Source organism: Nocardiopsis sp. NPDC055879, assembly GCF_053615935.1.
This window is the reverse complement of sequence record NZ_JBSHCT010000017.1, coordinates 1-18,124: the sequence shown is the minus strand read 5'-3', so window position 1 is coordinate 18,124 and position 18,124 is coordinate 1. Positions and strand designations below refer to the sequence as shown.

The window sequence follows — 18,124 nt, the reverse complement described above, 5'->3', positions numbered from 1 at the left end:
GGGGCTCCCATCACGTGGTGGGAGCCCCCTTCTTCGTGCGCCGATCGGGGTCAGCCGGCCTCCACGACCTCGTGGTGTCGGCCGATGGGCAACATCAGCGGCTTGCCGGAGGTGGGGTCGACGATGATGCGACTGCGCAGCCCGAACACCGCCTCCACCGTCTCGGGGGTGAGCACCAGCTCGGGCGTCCCCTCCGCGTGCAGTCTCCCCCGCGCCAGGGCGACCAGGTGGTCGGCGTAGCGGGCCGCCAGGTTGAGGTCGTGCAACACCAGCACGATCGTGGTGCCCAGCGACCGGTTGAGGTCGGTGAGCAGGTCCAACACCTCCACCTGGTGGCTGACGTCCAGGAACGTGGTGGGCTCGTCCAGCAACAACAGGTCGGTGTGCTGGGCCAGGGCCATCGCGATCCACACCCGCTGACGCTGTCCCCCCGACAACTCGTCCACGGGCCGGTCGACCAGGTCGGCGATGCCGGTGGCGTCCAAGGCCTCCGCGACGGCCTCGTCGTCCTCACGGCTCCACCGGGACAGCACCCGCTGGTGGGGGTGGCGACCGCGTCCGACCAGGTCACCGACGGTGATGCCCTCCGGGGCGATCGGCGACTGCGGAAGCAGACCGAGCGTGCGGGCCACCTCCTTGGAGGGCATCCGGTGCACCTGTTCGCCGTCCAACAGCACCCGCCCTCCCTTGGGCGCCAGCAGCCGCGACATCGACCGCAGCAGGGTCGACTTGCCGCAGGCGTTGGCGCCCACGATCGCGGTGATCCGGCCGGGCGGGATGGCCAGGTCCAGGGCGTCGATGACGACGCGGTCCTGGTACCCCAGGGTGAGGTCCTCGACGATCAGCGAGTGGTCCGTGGTCACAGGGATCCTCCGGCGCGGTTGGTACGGACGATGAGGTAGACGAGGTAGGGGGCACCGAGCACGCCGGTGACCACACCGACCGGGAAGCGCGTGCCCAACAGGAACTGGCCGACCAGGTCGGCGACCAGCACCAGCAACGCCCCCACCAGGGCCGAGGGCAGCAGCAGGAACCCGTTGGGGCCCACCAGGCGGGCGGCGATGGGGCCGCAAAGGAACGCCACGAACGCGATGGGACCGGCCGCGGCGGTGGCGAAGGCGATGAGTCCCACTGCGGCGGTGACCGCCAGCAACCGAGTGCGGTTCACCCGTACGCCCAGGGCCGAGGCGGTGTCGTCGCCCAACTGGAACAGGGCCAGGTTCTGGGCCTGGGACAACAGCACCGGACCGATGAGGGCCAGGGCGACCACCACCGGCAGGACCTGGTTCCAGTCGGTGCCGTTGAGGCTGCCGGTCAACCAGCGCATGGCCTCCTGCAGGTCCCAGTCGGGCGCCTGGTCCAGGATGTAGGAGACGACGCTGTCGAGCATGGCGGCCACACCGATGCCGATGAGGATGAGCCGGGTCCCGGCCACCCCTCCCTTGAACGACAACAGGTACACGAGGGTGGACACGCCCAGCGCGGCGACGATCGCCACCACCGACACCGCGGTGCCGCTCAGCCCGAGCACGACGATCGCGAAGACGGCGGCGGCACTGGCCCCGGAGCTGATCCCGATGATGTCGGGGCTGGCCAGCGGGTTGCGCAGCATGGTCTGGAAGGTGACACCGGCCAGGCCGAAGCTCATCCCGGCCACCACGGCGAGCACCGCCCTGGGCAGCCGTAGTCGACCGACCGTGAAGGAGGCTCCGGGCACGTCCTGGCCCAAGACCACCCGCCACACGTCACCGAGCGGGTAGAAGGTCTTGCCGACCATCAGGGTCAGGACGAACACGGCGACGACGAGCACGGCCAGGACCACGATGACCGTGCCCCGCCTGCGCGCGCGGCGCAGGCGGCCCCGGGTCACGGACTCCAGGGTGGACCCGGTGGTGGGCAGGGACGGAATCACAGGGCACGGACCTTCTGACGGCGGACGATGTAGATGAAGAACGGGGCGCCGACCAGCGCGGTCACGATGCCCACGTCGATCTGGGCGGGCCTGGCCACGATCCGGCCGACGATGTCGGCGGCGGTGAGCAGGGCGGCCCCGCCCAAGGCGGAGAAGGGGACCAGCCACCGGTGGTCGGGACCCACCAGCAGCCGGCACACGTGCGGCACCACCAGACCGACGAAGGCGATGGGGCCGGTGACCGCGGTCGTGGCCCCGCACAGCACGACGGCGCCCAGGGCCGCGGTCCCGCGGGCCACGGCGACGCGTTCGCCCAGGCCGGCGGCCAGGTCGTCGCCCAGCGCGAGCATGTTGAGCCCGCGCGCGCAGAACAGGCACAGCACGAAGCCCACCGCGACGAACGGCAGGATCTGGTTCAGGCTGTCGTAGGTTCCGCCGCCCACCCCGCCGATCTGCCAGGAACGCACTCCTCCGGCCAGATCGTTGCGCGGCAGCACGACGGCGCTGATGAACGAGGCCAGGGCCGCGGAGGTCGCCGTTCCGGCCAGGGCCAGCTTGAGCGGGGTCGCTCCGCCCCGCCCCAGGGAGCCGATCACGTAGACGAACACGGCGCTGGCCCCGGCGCCGACGATGGCCACCCACACGTAGGAGGCGGCCGAGCTCAGACCGAAGGTGGCCATGCCCACGACCACGGCCAGGGAGGCTCCCATGTTCACACCGAGGATGCCCGGATCGGCGATCGGGTTGCGGGTCACGCCCTGCATGACGGTGCCGGCGACGCCCAGGGCGGCGCCGGCGAGCACGGCCAGCAGGGTGCGGGGGATGCGCTTGGCGACGGCGGCCTGGTCGAAGCCCTCCGCCGAACCGCCGAGGGCGGCCACGATGTCGGCCCAGCCGACCTCGCGCGATCCCACGGCCACGGAGGCGAACATCAGGGCGACCAGGACCAGGGCCACGGCGGGCAGCCAGAGGGCCCGCAGCCGCCGGGGGCGTCGCACGGCGGCGACGTCCCCGGCGGGCGGCGGGGTGAGGGTCGAGGTCACTGCGCCCCGTCCGCGGCCTCGGCCAGCAGCGACAGGTAGTCGTCCAGGACCCAGGAGATGGACAGCGGGGTGGGGTTGGCGGCGGTGCCCAGGGGGTCGTCGCCGGGCAGGTTCACCACGGCGCCGTTCTCGACGGCGGGCATCTGGGACAGCAGTTCGTCGCCCTCCAGGGACTCGACCAGGTCGTCACCGCCGTAGGTGACGATGATGTCGACGTCGTCGAAGACGTCGGCCTGCTCGGCGGTGCGGGTCAGGGCGAACTGGTCGGTCTCGGCGGTGGCGTCGGCGATGCTGCCGGGGGTGGCCATGCCCAGGTCCTCGAAGAACATCGCCCGGGTGTCGTGGGCGGTGTAGAAGCTGACCTCACTGAGGTCGGTGGTGTCCACGTGGGTGAGGAACATGGTGGCCCGTCCCTCGATCTGCGCGTACTCGGCCGCGGTGGCCTCGATCTCGGTCTCCAGCTCGCCGATGAGCTCTTGGCCCTCTTCCTCCAGGCCCAGGCCCTTGCTGTTGAACTCGATCATCTCCCGCCAGGCGGTGCCCCACGGGGTCTCGGGGTAGGCGACGACGGGGGCGATCTCGCTGAGGGTGTCGTACTCCTCCTGGGTCAGGCCGGAGTAGCCGGCCAGGATGACGTCGGGGGCGGTGTCGGCCACGGCCTCGAAGTCGATGCCGTCGGTCTCGTCGAACAGCACGGGGGTCTCGGCGTCGAGTTCCTCCAGCTTCTCCTCCACCCAGGGCAGGACACCGTCGTCGTTGTCGTCGCCGAAGTTGGCGGCGGCCATACCGACGGGGACCACGCCCAGCGCGAGGGGGACCTCGTGGTTGGCCCAGGCGACGGTGGCGACGCGCTCGGGCTGGGACTCGATGGTGGTGGTGCCCAGGGCGTGCTCGATGGTGATCGGCGTCCAGTCCCCGGAGGCCTGGGCCTCCTCGTCGGGGGTGTCCGAGGAGCACGCCACGAGTCCGACCGCCAACAGCGCGGCCGTGGAGAGGGCGACCGTCCTTGTCACGTGGCGCATGGTGTCCTTTCGGTTGTGGGGCCAGATGCCCCTGGAGTCGGCGCAACCCGCCCTTGAGCGCATGACTCATCGGTTCGACGCGGCGACGTTCGGTGAGGTCATGGGGATGCGCCGAGAAAGGCCGCTCGGTGCGCGCACCGAGGACCACCCCGAAAGGTAAGGGTTGCCTAACCGAACTTAGAGCGCAAGGCCCGACCGTGCAATCACGCAGATGTGACACAGACATTCGCGAAACGGACAAATCGCAGCGTTCGGCCCCCGGAACACCGGCTCCAGCCGACGTTCCGGTCAGCCGAGTCCGTGGCCGCGACGGCGCTCACGACCACGGACCGGGGCCGAAACCGATTTCACCCGCTTGCCGGTGGCGTTGTACCAGCGCAGGCCGGCACGGTCGGTTCCTAGAGGTCCTCACGACTCACGTTCAAGGCCTGAGCCCGCGCGTCCAAAGCCTTTTCGAGGAGCCTGAGGGTCGACTTGTAGGTCACCCGGGTGGTGAGCCGGGCGAGCTCGGCCAGAGCCGCCTGTCCCTCCATCGCGCCCAGGGCGTTCGCGCAGGCGTTGGCGAGCTTGGGCAGGGCCGGCCCGATGCCCGGCGCCTTTCGCAAGGACTCCTCCAGCACCGACCCCAGACCGCGAACCGTCCGTGGGTCTTGCGGCAGGAACGACAGCAGCCACACCAGGCCACGGGTCGCGAAGTGGTTGTGGTCGTCGAAATTCTCGACCGTGCGCGGATCGCTCGCCAACGACAGCCAGCCCAGGGACCGGTCCCGGAACGCCTCCGCGTCGAGCTCGGCGAGCAGCGCCCGACCCTTCCTCTCCCACGCCGCGCCAGGACGAGGGGCCCTCGCGGTGACCGCGTGCCTGAGCAGATCGGTCCATGCGGCCGGCAACTCCACGAGTTCGGCGAGCGCGCGATCCGTCCACGGTTGGCCCTCGTTGAGCGGCGGGTGGTGATCGTCCAGCATCGGCACGGTCTTCTTCAGCTCTTTCACCTTGAAGGAGTTGCCGGCGGCGTCCGCGCGTCGCATTTCCGCGCCCAAGTCCACTGGGACACCCCGCCCGGAGGCCAGCTCGACCCATGCCATTTCCACTGCGAAGTGGATACCGTGGCGTCTTCTCGGAACGGCCTTCAAAGCCTCCTGGCGTGCGCTCGCCAAACGATCATCCGGCCTGCCCGAGGAAAACGACAGCAACGCGTGCGTGAGGAGAATGGACTCGCGTCGGGCCGCCGAACCAGCCGATTCGTACAGGTCCGTGAAGGCTTCGAGCATCAGGAGTCGGATGTTCTCGGAAAGTCTCCTCAGGTTCTCCGAGGTGCCGATCCCCTCCTTGTCCGCGAGGAGCATTTCGCACGCCGCCGGCGCGCCTTCCCGTTCGATCGTGGCCACCAACGCGGTCTCGAACTCGTAGAACCCGTCGAAGTCGTGTATCAGCGCCTCTTCACGATCGCCGGACATCGTCTCGTCGGTACACACCAATCGCGTCATGGCGAGAGGCTAGGGGCTCGCGCCGACAACCCGTCTCGATGTGAGACCGACCCAGGTAAGCGCCTTCTCTCCGCTGCGGGGATGACGTGCGCTTTCCTGGCGGGTATGCGCTTTCCCTGGGTGCCGACAGGCGCCGAACCGAGACCGGGGGCCTCAGGGTCTCCTCCTACCGGCGGACGGCCCTGAGGCGCTCCCGTGCAAGCCCGAGGTCAGGGCGTCAATTCGATGACGACCCCTTCGGTGACGCCGTTCACGGTGACGTCGAGTTCGATGGTCGCCTCTGCCAACGCGCTCAACCGGCCGGTCCGCGGATCGAAGGCGGCCACGTGATCGGCGTCGGCCTCGTCGACCGGCCCGATGTGGACGTCCTCGGAACCGGACCAGTCCGCGCTCACCGGGTAGGTGACCGGCAGCGCGGTGCCGTCGTTGTCCACCGTCGCGGTGACCTCGGCCCTTTCTCCGACCGCGACCGAGGTCGGCGCGTCCAGTTCCAGCCCGTCCACGTGGGGGCGCGTTTGGGTCGTCACCCAGTCCGCCGTGGGGTCACCACCGGTGTCGATCCCCCACAACGACCAGCCGGTGAAGCCGCCGTCCGCGGGACCGGCCGAGGGGTTCTTGCCCACGTTGCCGTTGATGACGTAGGGCACACCGTCCACCCGGTCGGCGTGGAAGACGCCGACGTGCGCTCCGATGAACGCCACGCCCTTGCCGCTGTCGGACTGGAAGTCGGCCAGCCAGTTCTCGACGGTGGTCGCCTCCTTGCGGTCCGACAGCTCGCTGGCCTTGGAGGGCAGCGGGTCGCGGAAGGGCACGTGCTGGGCCACCACGACCGAGGTCACGGCGGGGTCCTCGGCCGCGGCGTCGAGTTCCTCGCGCAGCAGCGGCAGTTGCGACCAGTCGCCGGCCCGGTAGGAGAGCCGTGCCGTGTCCAGGAGGATGAACCTGGTGCCGTGGTGGTCGACCACCCGACGGGTCTCCCCGAACGCGTCCCGGAAGTTCTCCAACGTCCCCTCGGACACCTCGTGGTTGCCCGGTACGTAGTGGTAGGGCAGCTCACCCTCCAGTTCCTCGTCGAGGATGCGTCGGGCCAGCGCGAAGTCCTCCGGCGCGGCCTCGTCCACGAGGTCACCGTTGATGATGAGGAACTCGGCGTCGCTCTCTCGGATCTCGCGGAGCGCGCGCCGGGTGTTGGCGACGATCTCGCTGTCGGGGTCTCGGGCGACGAACTGGGCGTCGGACAACACGGCGAACCGCCAGTCCTGCCCGGCCACGGTCTCGCCGGGCGCCACCACCGGGTCGACGACCGGTTCGGTGGGCGGCACGTCCAACGGTGGCGGCACCATCGCGGTCAGGTCGTCGACGATCACCTCGCCGTGATAACTCGCGTCGGGTTCGGTCTCGGCGAAGTAGATCCGGCGCAGTGAGATCGGGTATCGCGTGCCCGGTGGCACTTCGAAGGCCACCTGCCGCCAGCCCGGTTCGTCCAGGTATCCGGCGCGCATCGCGGGCAGCAACTGGCCGGTCCCGTCCCAGACCTGCATGCTCGCCCACTCCCCGTTGCCCTCGGAGTGCACCCAGGCACGCAGCTCCCGCGGCCGGCCGGGGATCCGTAGTTCCTCACCGGGTGGCAGGGCGCCGCCGGTACGGGTCCCGGTGGAGGTGGTGAAGTCGTAGGTCAGACCGACCCCGTCGCCTTCCCGCCCCTCGGCCACCGCGACCTCCCCTTCGGCGCGCTCACCGAAGTAGGACCAGTCGGCCGCGTCCTCGAAGTCGGCGACGACGACCTCGTCCAGACCGACGGTGACCGCGAGGGTCGTCTCGACCTCACCGACCCGGATCGTGGCGAGCGTCGCTCCGCTGTCGGTGACGGCCCGGATCTCGAACCTCCCGTCCTCGGTCACCGAGACCTCCGCGACGGACTCGTCGATGCTCGTTTCGACGTCGGCGGCCTCGATCGGCGCGGTGAATCCGTTGGCGTCGTAGCCGATGACCTCGATCACGGTGGCGGCCTCGGCGTCGGTGAGTCCCACCCGTTCGGGGGTGGTCTCGATCCGGGTGAGCTCGCCCAGCACGGTCAGGTCGACGTCGCCCGTGGCGCCGCGCTCCCTGGCGGTGACGGTGGCGGTACCGGCCGCGTGGGCGGTGAACACGCCCTCCCGATCCACCGAACCGACCCCGTTGTCGTCGGAGCGCCAGATCGGGTCGCTCTCCACCGGCGCGTAGGTCTCGTCATGGCCGGCCGCGGTGAGTGTCCGGGTCAGGCCGGGGAAGACGCGGTCGGGGCGGCCGGGCGCGACGTGGCCGGAGCCCTCGGCGCGTTCGGGTTCGACCCGGGTCCGCACCCAGAACCCGTCGAGCCGGCCGCTGCCCTGGGGGGCGAACAGGGCGAGCCCGTTGGGCACGGAGCGTTCCTCCCCGTCGGAGGGGCGGTTCTCGACCTGGACACGGTCCCCACCCGGGGTGCGCGCGACCATGGTGGCCGAGCCGCCGCCGTCGAGGTTGACCGCGGTGTGCGCGCCGGCCTCGACCATCATCCGACCCAACTCGTCCAGGCCCACCCCCTCGGCGAAGGACGGCTGCCGACCGTCGACGCTGAGCAGGTACATCCGCGAGCCGTCTTCGGAGAAGCCGATGGCCATGCGCGGGGCGCCCGGGGTGTTGTCGTTCTCGCTCGCTTCCTGGGCCTGCCCGTCGACGACGAGCATCTGACGGCCGTTCAGCGCGGCGTGGATCTCTTGGTCCTGGGCGGCCCTCGCGTCGTAGTCGATACCGACCGCGTCGCCCACCTCCAGTGCGGACAGGGTCTGGGCGCCGTCCTCCCGACCGACCAGGACGAAGGCGTCGTGGGCGATCTCTCCTTCGCGCGGCTCGTCCACGATCTCGGCGACCACGCCGTCGGTGACCACGACCTCCAGCGTCCGCGTCGCGTCCTCGGTGGCCCGGCAACGGCAGTAGCTTCCCCACAGCGGGGTGAACGCGGCGATCTCGCCCGTGCCCAGCGCCGGCTTGTTGATCGCGTCCAGCGACGGCGCCTCGCCGCTGGGCAGCTCCACGGTGCCCTCGAAGAACACCTCACCGATCGAGCCGAGCCCGTCGGGGGTGAAGATCGCGGCGGACTCCCGGTAGTCGCCGGCGATCGGCGACTGGATCAGTTCACCGTCCCGCACGGCCACGCCCTGCGAGGCACCGGAGGCGTTGATGTCGAAGAAGTCGCCGTTCACCGCGGCGACCGCTTCGACCTCGTCCGCCTGCTCGCTCACCGGCGCTGTTTCGGTCACCTGTCCGGGGAACAGGTAGTCCACGCTGACTCCGCCGGTGAGGTCGGTGGTCAGCAGGTCGCCCTGCAACCAGTTCGGCGTCCCGGTGTAGGCGTCGGGCCCGTAGGCGTCGAAGGAGTTCAGCGTGACACCGGGGGCGACCGGGCGTTCGGTGTCGAAGGTCTCCAGTCTCGGCGCGGGGTCCTCGGCCCGGGCGACCGAGCCGGCCGGTGGGATCTCGACGGTCTCGCTGAACCCGGTGCGCTCGCGCGGATCATCGGTGTCCGCGCTCGCGACCGAGGTGAGGGTGAGGGTGAGGGCCAGAGCGGAGCCCGCGGCCACGATGGCACGCGTGCGTGAACGAATCGACCACCGGCGATCCATGGGAAGCCTCCGGGCGGGGGATGTACGGGGGGAACCCTTTGCGTTGACTTCCTACCACCGGGCGACCCTCTTGGGTAGGAAGCCAACGCACCCCGAATTCCGATCGACTCCTCGGCCCGGACCGGCGATGCGCCGGGCACCTGCACAGAGGCCTCTTCACCGTCGCCGCCGGGCGGGCCGCCTCTCAGGCAGATTTCACCTGGAGGCGGCGTGCTCGTCATGTACCCGACGGGTCGCGGGAACGGTCACCGCGACCCGTCGGAACGCTCGATCAATCGAACTCCAGGCCCAGTAGGGCGTTCTCGGTGACCTCGGGCAGCGCCGGGTGGATCCAGTACTGCTCCGTCGCGACCCGACGCACGTCCAGGTCGAAGGCCAGGACGGTGATCATCTGCTGGATCAGGGTGGCCGCTTGAGGACCCATGTAGTGCGCGCCGAGCAACTTGCCGGTGTCGCGGTCGGCGATCAGTTTGCAGATACCGGTGGTGTCCTCCAGCGCCCAGCCGTAGGCGACGTCCCCGTACCTTTGCACCTTGACCGTCACGTTGTGGCCCCGTTCGCGGGCCTGGGCCTCGGTCATCCCGACGGTGGCGATCTGCGGGTGGGTGAAGGTGGCCGCGGGAACGTGGTCGTGCGGCATCTTACGCAGGTCGTCCGGGTGGAGCAGGTTGTGGCGCACCGCCCGCATCTCCGCGTTGGCCACGTGTTTGAGCATGTAGGGCGAGGACACGTCGCCTAGGGCCCAGACGCCCTTCGCCGAGGTCGAGCGGCCGTACTCGTCGACCTCGACGCCTCCCTCGTCGGTCATCTCGATCCCGCCGGAGGCCAGGTCCAATCGGTCGCCGTTGGGCACCCGCCCGGTGGCCACCAGCAGCACGTCACCGGTCACGGAGGAGCCGTCGTCGAGACGGACGGTCACCTCGCCCTCCGACTCGTCGGCGCCGATCGCGGTGGGGCCGCAGATGAGGCGGTATCGCTCCGCGGCCAGTGCGTTGAACCGCTCGCCCAGGTCCTTGTCCAGTCCGCGCATCAGCGCCGAGCGGGAGATGATCGTGACGTCGGAGCCCAACGCGTCGAAGACGTGGGCGAACTCCATCGCGATGAAGCCGCCGCCCACGATGACCAGCGACTTCGGCGGCTCCGGCAGCCGCATGACGTCCTCGTTGGTGTGGTAGCGCACCCCCGAGGCCTCGATGGCGTTGGGGACGAAGGGTCGAGAACCGGCGGCGATGACCACCTGGTCACCGGAGATGATCTTCTGCTCATCGCCTTGACCGGTGCGCAGGGTACGCTCGCCCACGAACACGGCGTGCTGGTCGTAGACGTCGATGTTGGGGGTCTTCGGGCCGCGACGGTACTCCTCGCCACCGGCGGCGATCGGGTCGACGCGGTCCTCGAAGATCCGGCCGACGATGCCCTGCCAGTCCACCGAGTCGACCCGGGCGTTCAGACCCAGCCGCCCGGCCTGGGCGGTCTCCAGCGCGGTGTCGGCGGCGTGGACGAACATCTTCGTCGGGATGCAGCCGACGTTGAGACAGGTACCGCCGAACGTCCCCTTCTCGATGATCGCGATCGACCGGTCCTCGAACTCGGGGCCGGGAATCGAGTTCCCCGATCCGGTACCGATGATGACCAGGTCGTAGTGGTGATCCACCACGATGTCACTGGCAGGGGCGTCCATGTCATGTCCTCACTACGGGTTCTGCGCGTGCGCGTCCAGGGTGGACCCGATGCCCGGCCCCACCCTGGACACCCCAGGGTCTCAGGGACCCCGACACCCGATCCGAGCGCACACGAGTACCCAAGGACGGCCCGGACGGCGATATTCCGATCCGTCGCAGAGCCCCTCGTCCGACCACCCGAGGGGCTCTGCGACGGAGTCGGGACATCCCGGGGACGAGGCGAACATCGGCGCCGGACACCCTTCTCCACATGACTCGGAACCCGACCACCGCGCGCTCCCCGGCCCCTCCCACCCGCAGAACACACGTACCCGCGTTGGACGGGCTCAGGGGCGTGGCGGTCATCGGGGTGCTGCTGTTCCACACCGGCCACCTGTCCGGTGGGTTCCTCGGGGTCGACCTGTTCTTCGTCCTCTCCGGCTACCTCATCACGGACCTGCTGCTGCGCGAGATCCGGGAGAGCGCGAACGTGTCGCTCGGAGCGTTCCTGGGGCGGAGGATCCGCCGACTGCTACCTGCCCTGGTCGTCATGCTCACCACCGTCACCCTGCTGGTCTGGTCCTTCGGGCCGCCCGACATGGTGCGCACCACGCTCGCGGACGGACCGTGGGTACAGCTCAACGTCCTCAACTGGCATCTGATCGCGGAGTCGGCGGGGTACTGGGACGCCTTCGGCTCGGCCCGCGTGTTCGAACATCTGTGGAGCATCGCGGTCGAGGAACAGTTCTACCTGGTGTGGCCGGTGTTACTGCTGGTGGCCGCGCGGCTCCTCAGCGCTCCCGACCGTTGGGTGGCGGGGGTCGCCGCCGCGGGCTCGGCCCTCTCCCTCGTCCTGATGATCTGTCTGGTCGACCCGGCGGACCCCACCCGTGTCTACATCGGTACCGACACCCGGGCCTTTTCCGTTCTGCTGGGCGCGTTGGTCGCCACACCTCCCGTCCGTGACGCTCTGGCCCGAGGGGTCGATCGATGGGCGGGAGCCGCACTGGTCGTGGCGGCGCTCGGACTCGGTGTGTCCTGGGTCCTGGTCGACGGCACGACCTCGCCATGGTTGTTCACCGGCGGCCTGTTCGCGCACTCGATGGCGGCCGCCATGCTGATCGCCGTGATCGCGCACGCGCCGCGGACCACCGTCGCGCGGATCCTGGCCTGGGGGCCGTTGCGGTGGACGGGACTGATCTCCTACAGCCTGTACCTGTGGCACTGGCCGGTCATCGTGCTGCTCTCCCCCGAGGTGACCGGGCTCCACGGATGGACCTGGACCCTGGTCGTGAGCGCCGTGTCCATCGGTGCGGCCGTGCTGTCGAAGTACCTCGTCGAGGATCCGGTCCGGTTCCACGCGAAATGGGCCAGGGGACGCGGGGGCCTGGTGGCGTTCGCGGCCGTCATGGTCGCCCTCGCCCTGCTGTGGCTGCTCCTCCCCGCTCCCCCACCGGCCACGGTGGACGTGACCAAACTGGATTGACGCTCCGACGCGGCGCTCACTCGTACAGGGGGCAGGTGCGGTGTACCTCCGATTCGGGGGTGAACTGCACGAAGCGGATCCGTACACGCGTTCGCTCGGATCCGCCGTTCTGCACATGAGAGGTCCGCGCGGTGCACACGATCTGGTCGATGCCCATCGGGGTCACGTCGCCGATGTCCAGGGGCACCCGCAACTCGATCGCCTCGGGGTGGGTCGTCACCTCGACGCTGGTGACCGACGTCGACGCGATCTCCGTTCGCACCCCGGAATCGCCCGGGCCGGTCAACAACAACGACACCGCGTCGGAAACCGTGCCCAGGCGCTGGGTTCGCCGAAATTGGGGCCGGAGTTCATCGTTGTCGTCCACGAAGTACAACGTCATCCCGGGGGCCACACCGGTGGGCGCCTCACCCGCGTCGGAGACACCGGAGGGCCGGACCCCGCAGCCCACCGCGGCGACCAGGAGCACCGACACCAGCGCACACACCACCGTCGCAGAAAAGTCCGATCTCACCCCCGCACCCCCCGCTCCCGGCCCGGATCGATGTCCCCGGGTGCTCTGGGCAGCCGCAGTACGAAACGCGCACCACCATCGTCACCGTTACCGGCGGTGAGGTCACCGTCGTGCAGGCGGGCGTTCTCCAGCGCGATGGCCAGTCCGAGCCCGCTGCCCGGGGTGCGGGTACGTGCGGCGTCGGCCTTGAAGAACCGGTCGAACACGTGCGGCACCACGTGTTCGGCCAAGCCCGGTCCTCCGTCGGTCACCACGAGGTTCACATGGGTCCGGTCGGCGAAGACGCCCACTCGCACAGGAGGTTCCCCGTGCCGCAGGGCGTTGCCGACCAGGTTGGCCACGATCACGTCCAGCCGTCGACGATCCACGCGCACGGGCAACTCCTCAGGAGCGTGGAGTTCGACCTGGTCGAGCCGGTCTCGGGCCCGCAGGGTGTCGCGGACCGCCGAGACCATGTCCACCTCCTCCTCTCGCAGGTGGGCCGATCCGGCGTCGAATCGGGAGACCTCCATCAGGTCCTCGACCAATCGGACCAGCCGTCGGGTCTCGCTGATGGCCATCCGCGCCGATTCCCTGGCGTCCTCCGCCATGTCCTCCGTTGAGGCCGCCAGGACCTCGGTCACCGCCGTCAACGTGCTCAGCGGGGTGCGCAGCTCGTGGGAGACGTCCGCGGCGAACCTCCTGGCGTCGGCCCGCATCCTCTCCATGGTCGCCATGGAGCCCTGGACCGACTCCGCCATCTCGTTGATCGTGACGGTGAGTTCGGCCAGCTCGTCCACCCCCTGTGGTTCGGTCCGCGCGTCCAGGTCACCGGCGGACAGTCTCCGCGCGGTGTCTCGGAGCTCGCGGACCGGGCGGAGCACCCCACGTGCGGTGAAGAGGGCCAAAAGGGCGGCCAGGAGAAGCACCGCCGCGCCCGCGACTGCCGCCGCCCTCACCAGGGCGTCGACCTCCTCCTGCACCGCCGACAGGTCCCGCACGGCGTACACCTCGATCCCGGACGGGGTGCGCTCACCGTCCGGCGCGGTGATCATGACGGGGGCGCCCACCAGGAGCCATGGTCGGTCCGCGTCGACGACGCGTTGGGTGACGACGCGGTCCCCCTCCCGCACCGCCTCGCGCAACCCGTCGGTGATCAGGTCGGTCTCCGTCCCGTCGACCGATCGCAGGTCCTCGAAGACCACCAGGGTGTCGGTGCCCACACTGTCGCGTAGACGGTCGAGCGCGGCCTGGTCGGGCGGATGGGAGACCTCGTGGGCGACCGCGCCGATCTGCGCGGAGACGGTCTCCGAGATTCGCCGCTGGTTCGAGGCCACCAGCGCCTCGCCGGCCGATTCGGTGATGGCCCAGGTCGCGGCCAGCGACCCCAGTACCGTGACCAGCGCGAAGCCCGCCAACAGGCGAGGGCGCAGACCTCGGGGCCACCAGCGACCCATCACACCGGCCCGAACCGGTAACCGAACCCGCGCACGGTCTGGACGTACACCGGCGCTGCGGGGTCGGCCTCGATCTTCGCCCTCAGTCGCTGCACACAGTTGTCCACGAGCCGGGAGTCGCCGAGGTAGTCGTGCTCCCAGACCTCCTCAAGCAGTCGCTGCCTGCTGTACACCCGCTCGGGCGACCGGGACAGGGTGAGCAGCAGGCGCATCTCGGTCGGGGTCAGCATGACGGGCGCCTCGCCCACCGTCACCGTCAGCGACACCGTGTCGACGCGCAGGTCGCGGTGGACCCGCACCTCGTTCGACACGTCGACCGTGCGTCGCAGCACGGCGCGAACGCGTGCGTCGAGCACGGTGGGTTGGACCGGTTTGACCACGTAGTCGTCGGCACCCGCCTCCAGGCCACCGATGACGTCGAAGTCGTCGCCTCGGGCGGTCAGCATGATCACGGGCACCTCGCCCTCGGCCCGGATGCGACGGCAGACCTGGAACCCGTCCATGCCCGGCAGCATCAGGTCGAGCACCACGATGCCCGGTCTCCTCTCGCGGAACTCGCGCAGCCCCTCCTCGCCCGTGTCCGCCGTGCGGACCTCGTGGCCGTGCCTGGACAGGGCGAGCTGCATTCCGCGTCGTAGCAGCGGATCGTCTTCGATGAGCAGGATCTCCGTCACGCGTCCAGTATGGGTCGTCGTGACCTTCCCGGGCGGGGCGGCGGAGGTTCTGCGACACATCCGCGACATGACGGCGCAGGCACCGGGACACCGCCTGGGGACGATCGGTGCCATGACCACGACACAGAACCCCGACACGACGTCACCCACGCGGACCGGGACGATCACCGGGCCCGCCTCCATCTCTCCCCGCGGTCGAACGGCCCTGGCCACGACCGCCGCCCTGACTTCGCTGGCTCTGGCGTCGACCGCCTGTACCGGCTCCTCCGAAGCGGACACCCCGTCCACGCCCCCGGCCTCGGACGCACGGACCACGACGGCACCGCCCAAGGTCCTCCTGCTCGGCGACTCCGTTGGCCAGGACGTCGCACTCGCCTTGGACGCGGCCTTCGAAGCGAGCGGGGTCGAGTTCGAGTCACTCGCCTCCGATGGCGGGGGCAACGTCGTCGGGCCGTTCTCCGAGGAACAGTGGGAGACGTTGCCCGAGGAGGTCGAGACCGCCGAACCCGGCCTGGTCATCTACCAGATCACCGGATACGACTGGGGCACCGAAAAGGAGCAACGGGAGGGCTACGAGAAGTTGGTGGACACCGTCACCGAGGTCGACGCGACGCTGCTCTTCGTCACCATGCCACCGATCGAACCCGACGAGTTCTACGAACCCCACATGGAGGACCTGGACCGGGCCCCGGAGGTGGCGCGCTCGGTCGCGGCCGACTCCGAGGGCCGGGCCGAGGTCCTGGAGGCCGGTGAGGTCTGGGGAGAGGACTACCGGGCGAGCAGGGACGGTGAACCCGACCGCAACCCCGACGGCATCCACCTGTGCCCCCAGGGCGCCGCCCGGCTGACCCACTGGATGCTCGACGAGCTGCAAGGTCGATTCCCCGACATCACCCCGGCGGCGCCCGAGGAGTGGGCCGACACCGGTTGGGCCTCGGACGACCGGTTCGGAGCGTGCTGACCGGCCCTCAAGCGAAGACGGTGAGCCCGTAGAGCACGAACACCAGAAGGTGGGCGGCGCCGTGCAGCGCGGTCACTCGATTTCCCGAGAAGGTCGTCAGGGTCAACAGCAGCGTCACCGCGAGCAGCGCCAGGTCGGCCGGGCTCTCCGCCAGGACGACCGTCTTCCCGGTCAGGAGACCGGTGGTGAGCACGGCGGGGATGGTGAGCCCGACCGTGGAGACGAGGGCACCGTGACAGAGGTTGCTCACACGCTGGATCTCCCCGATGTGCGCGGCGCGGATCGCCGTGATCGTCTCGGGCAGGAACACGATCATCGCGATGAGGATGCCCGAGAGCGCGACCGGAGCGCCCGCCCGATCGAGGCCGTCGTCGAGAAGCGTGGCCATGTCGTGGGAGAGCAGCACGATCGGGATCACCGTGGTCACCAGGACGAGCGCTCGCAGGGTCACCTCCGCCCGGTGTCGGGAGATCACACCGAGCACCGATGGGCGCTCTTCGGTGACCTGCCCGGCGGCGGGGTCGACGGTTTCGGAAGGACCCGGCCCGGGGGCGACCTCCTGGAAGTCCTCGCGCTGGGCGCCCATCTGCCGGTACAGGAAGAACGCGTAGAGGATCACCGTGAGCAGGATGATCGGGATCGCCTGCCCGGCGGTGTAGGCACCGTCGACGCCGATGAGACCGGGCAGCGCGAAGGCGACCGTGATGAGGACGACCAGGAGTGACAGGTAGGCGGACACGCCGGTGCGGTTCGGGCGCAGGTCGCGGTGCCTCATCCCGCCGACGAGCAGGCCGACGCCGATGACGAGGTTCAAGATGATCATCGACACCGCCATGACGGAGTCGCGGGCGATGGTGGCGTGCTCACCCGGGCCGAGCATCACCGCGGAAATGAGGATGACCTCGATGAGCACGATCGACAGCGTCAGCACCAACGTGCCGTACGGGTCGCCCAGACGGCGTGCCAGGTGCTCGGCCTCGCCGACCACACCGAAGGCGCACACCACGATCACGGTGATGATCGCCGCCAGCGCGCTCACCAGTACCGGCGTCGGCAGATGTGTGGACAGCAACGGTCGCGCGACCAGGAGGGCGAGGAACGCGCCCCAGCCCAGGAGGAGGCGGAGGATCACACCGGGGGTGATGACGGTGCGGAGAGTAGCCGTGAAAGACAAAGACACAGACAGGTGTCCGTTTCTGCTGGGTCGTCCCTGCTCGCGCTATCACCGGTAGGTCGTCCCGACCGGGGCTCTTCAACGCCCGATGGTACCCGGCCCACCCACGGATCGCTCGCGGTGGTCGGGTCGTGTAACCGTGCTCCGACCCTAGCCCGTTTCAGTCGGGTCCCCCGCCAGGACACCACCGGAACGGCCACCTTCCCGCGCCACGTCCTCCGCTCGACTCTCGTATGGGACGGGCCGACCAGGACGGTGAGAACCGGGCGGATACGCTGCTGGACGGGGAAGGCCGCAGATTTCACGGCGATGGATTCCCTGCTCGATGACACCCTCGCGGCCCGCTTCCGCGATCCCGGCGAACAGTGAATGGACGGCGATGGACAAGCCGCGTGGAAAAGACTCGTTCTCGTTGCTGTACAGGACGGGGTTCCGCATCAACTACGCGCTCCTGCACGTCATGGGCCCGCCTGCGTTGAGCACTGAAACCGATCCGCGGCAACGCCTGAAGAGGGAGTACGAGCGTCGGCGTGAACTCCACCGGTCATGGAAGGCGCACCAGCGGGCCTAGTGCCGCGTCCGGGCGGCGGTCGTCCCGCGCACAGCGGGAACGGGGTCCCGACGCCCGGACACCCCGAGGACCCGCCCTCCTTCGACGCCCCGGCTCAGGCGGGGTTCGCGAGGACCTCCGAGGAGGTCCTCGCGGCGTTTTCAGCCTGATCTAGCGAGGAACCCCGGGCGTTCACGCCCGGGAGGAATCGCTTCTCAAGATAGCGGTGACCCGCACCAGAGCACGGGTTTGCACTGTTGACCTCAGCCTGGACGCTTCTGGTTCTCGATGTACTCCTTGATGATCACCAACGGGGCGCCGCCGCAGGACGCGGCAAAGTAGGACGGGGACCAGAAGTGGTCGCCCCGCAAGTACTTGCGAAGGTGGCCGGGGAACTCTTGGCGGAGCCTGCGGGCGGATACGCCATTGAGAGAGCCGACCAGTCGGGAGATGGCGACCTTGGGCGGGTAGCGCACGAGCAGGTGGACGTGATCGCGTTCGCCGTTGAACTCGACCAACTCGGTTTCGAAGTCGGCACAGACGGCTCGCATGATCTCTTCGCA

At 69.6% G+C, this 18,124-nt stretch carries 15 protein-coding genes; 3 read left to right on the top strand and 12 right to left on the bottom strand.

Annotated elements, in window-relative coordinates; genetic code table 11:
- Positions 1-50: 50 nt before the first annotated feature.
- From ACWGKS_RS20370 to mtr, 7 genes are all read right to left on the bottom strand, one after another.
- Positions 51-863 carry an ABC transporter ATP-binding protein gene (locus ACWGKS_RS20370; protein WP_358509566.1) on the bottom strand — a complete coding sequence of 271 codons (813 nt, stop codon included), beginning with the start codon at positions 861-863 and terminating at the stop codon, positions 51-53.
- Positions 860-1,912 (bottom strand): FecCD family ABC transporter permease, encoded by a 1,053-nt coding sequence (locus ACWGKS_RS20365; protein WP_358509563.1) that lies wholly within the window; start codon positions 1,910-1,912, stop codon positions 860-862. Before ACWGKS_RS20365 ends, ACWGKS_RS20370 begins: the two co-directional genes overlap by 4 nt.
- Entirely contained in the window at positions 1,909-2,955 is a 1,047-nt protein-coding gene (locus tag ACWGKS_RS20360) for a FecCD family ABC transporter permease (protein ID WP_358509560.1), read from the bottom strand. The genes ACWGKS_RS20365 and ACWGKS_RS20360 overlap by 4 nt, the downstream gene beginning before the upstream one ends.
- Positions 2,952-3,977 carry an iron-siderophore ABC transporter substrate-binding protein gene (locus tag ACWGKS_RS20355; protein ID WP_358509558.1) on the bottom strand — a complete coding sequence of 342 codons (1,026 nt, stop codon included), beginning with the start codon at positions 3,975-3,977 and terminating at the stop codon, positions 2,952-2,954. Before ACWGKS_RS20355 ends, ACWGKS_RS20360 begins: the two co-directional genes overlap by 4 nt.
- A 398-nt stretch (positions 3,978-4,375) precedes the next feature.
- Positions 4,376-5,464: a hypothetical protein gene (locus ACWGKS_RS20350; protein WP_358509555.1), complete on the bottom strand. Its 1,089-nt coding sequence runs from the start codon at positions 5,462-5,464 to the stop codon at positions 4,376-4,378.
- Between the two features lie 209 nt (positions 5,465-5,673).
- Entirely contained in the window at positions 5,674-9,105 is a 3,432-nt protein-coding gene (locus tag ACWGKS_RS20345) for a phosphodiester glycosidase family protein (RefSeq protein ID WP_452523529.1), read from the bottom strand.
- A 271-nt stretch (positions 9,106-9,376) separates the two neighbouring features.
- The gene (gene mtr, locus ACWGKS_RS20340; RefSeq protein ID WP_358509549.1) at positions 9,377-10,786 is read right to left on the bottom strand and encodes a mycothione reductase; all 1,410 of its coding nucleotides are present in this window, start codon (positions 10,784-10,786) and stop codon (positions 9,377-9,379) included.
- 251 nt (positions 10,787-11,037) lie between these two features.
- Between mtr and ACWGKS_RS20335 the strand changes: the two genes are divergently transcribed.
- Positions 11,038-12,252, top strand: a complete 1,215-nt coding sequence (locus ACWGKS_RS20335; protein WP_358509547.1) for an acyltransferase family protein — start codon at positions 11,038-11,040, stop codon at positions 12,250-12,252.
- Between the two features lie 16 nt (positions 12,253-12,268).
- Here ACWGKS_RS20335 and ACWGKS_RS20330 read toward each other — a convergent pair whose 3' ends face one another.
- Genes ACWGKS_RS20330 through ACWGKS_RS20320 form a run of 3 tightly spaced genes read right to left on the bottom strand, consistent with a single transcriptional unit; the run spans position 12,269 to position 14,876 of the window.
- Positions 12,269-12,742, bottom strand: coding sequence for a hypothetical protein (locus ACWGKS_RS20330; RefSeq protein ID WP_452523526.1), 474 nt, complete (start codon positions 12,740-12,742; stop codon positions 12,269-12,271).
- 20 nt (positions 12,743-12,762) lie between these two features.
- Positions 12,763-14,202 (bottom strand): HAMP domain-containing sensor histidine kinase, encoded by a 1,440-nt coding sequence (locus ACWGKS_RS20325; RefSeq protein ID WP_358509542.1) that lies wholly within the window; start codon positions 14,200-14,202, stop codon positions 12,763-12,765.
- Positions 14,202-14,876: a response regulator transcription factor gene (locus ACWGKS_RS20320; protein WP_358509539.1), complete on the bottom strand. Its 675-nt coding sequence runs from the start codon at positions 14,874-14,876 to the stop codon at positions 14,202-14,204. Before ACWGKS_RS20320 ends, ACWGKS_RS20325 begins: the two co-directional genes overlap by 1 nt.
- Before the next feature lie 112 nt (positions 14,877-14,988).
- Between ACWGKS_RS20320 and ACWGKS_RS20315 the strand changes: the two genes are divergently transcribed.
- Positions 14,989-15,837 carry an SGNH/GDSL hydrolase family protein gene (locus tag ACWGKS_RS20315; RefSeq protein ID WP_452523524.1) on the top strand — a complete coding sequence of 283 codons (849 nt, stop codon included), beginning with the start codon at positions 14,989-14,991 and terminating at the stop codon, positions 15,835-15,837.
- A 7-nt stretch (positions 15,838-15,844) separates the two neighbouring features.
- Here the strand turns inward: ACWGKS_RS20315 and ACWGKS_RS20310 are convergent, their stop codons facing one another.
- On the bottom strand, positions 15,845-16,969 hold the full coding sequence (locus ACWGKS_RS20310; RefSeq protein ID WP_358509533.1) for a calcium:proton antiporter: 1,125 nt from the start codon (positions 16,967-16,969) through the stop codon (positions 15,845-15,847).
- Positions 16,970-17,390: 421 nt separating this feature from the next.
- Here ACWGKS_RS20310 and ACWGKS_RS20305 point away from each other — a divergent pair, with 421 nt between their 5' ends.
- The gene (locus ACWGKS_RS20305) at positions 17,391-17,582 is read left to right on the top strand and encodes a hypothetical protein (RefSeq protein WP_358509714.1); all 192 of its coding nucleotides are present in this window, start codon (positions 17,391-17,393) and stop codon (positions 17,580-17,582) included.
- Positions 17,583-17,824: 242 nt separating this feature from the next.
- Here the strand turns inward: ACWGKS_RS20305 and tnpA are convergent.
- The coding region (gene tnpA / locus ACWGKS_RS20300) for an IS200/IS605 family transposase (RefSeq protein ID WP_452523522.1) at positions 17,825-18,124 on the bottom strand (300 nt) is incomplete at its 5' end.

Bases quoted from the DNA above. Each gene is read 5' to 3' on its own strand.
- ACWGKS_RS20350 (WP_358509555.1), bottom strand. From the start codon at position 5,464: ATGACGCGATTGGTGTGTACCGACGAGACGATGTCCGGCGATCGTGAA.
- ACWGKS_RS20315 (WP_452523524.1), top strand. From the start codon at position 14,989: ATGACCACGACACAGAACCCCGACACGACGTCACCCACGCGGACCGGG.
- ACWGKS_RS20325 (WP_358509542.1), bottom strand. From the start codon at position 14,202: ATGGGTCGCTGGTGGCCCCGAGGTCTGCGCCCTCGCCTGTTGGCGGGC.
- ACWGKS_RS20345 (WP_452523529.1), bottom strand. From the start codon at position 9,105: ATGGATCGCCGGTGGTCGATTCGTTCACGCACGCGTGCCATCGTGGCC.
- ACWGKS_RS20335 (WP_358509547.1), top strand. From the start codon at position 11,038: ATGACTCGGAACCCGACCACCGCGCGCTCCCCGGCCCCTCCCACCCGC.
- ACWGKS_RS20305 (WP_358509714.1), top strand. From the start codon at position 17,391: ATGGACAAGCCGCGTGGAAAAGACTCGTTCTCGTTGCTGTACAGGACG.
- ACWGKS_RS20355 (WP_358509558.1), bottom strand. From the start codon at position 3,977: ATGCGCCACGTGACAAGGACGGTCGCCCTCTCCACGGCCGCGCTGTTG.
- mtr (WP_358509549.1), bottom strand. From the start codon at position 10,786: ATGGACGCCCCTGCCAGTGACATCGTGGTGGATCACCACTACGACCTG.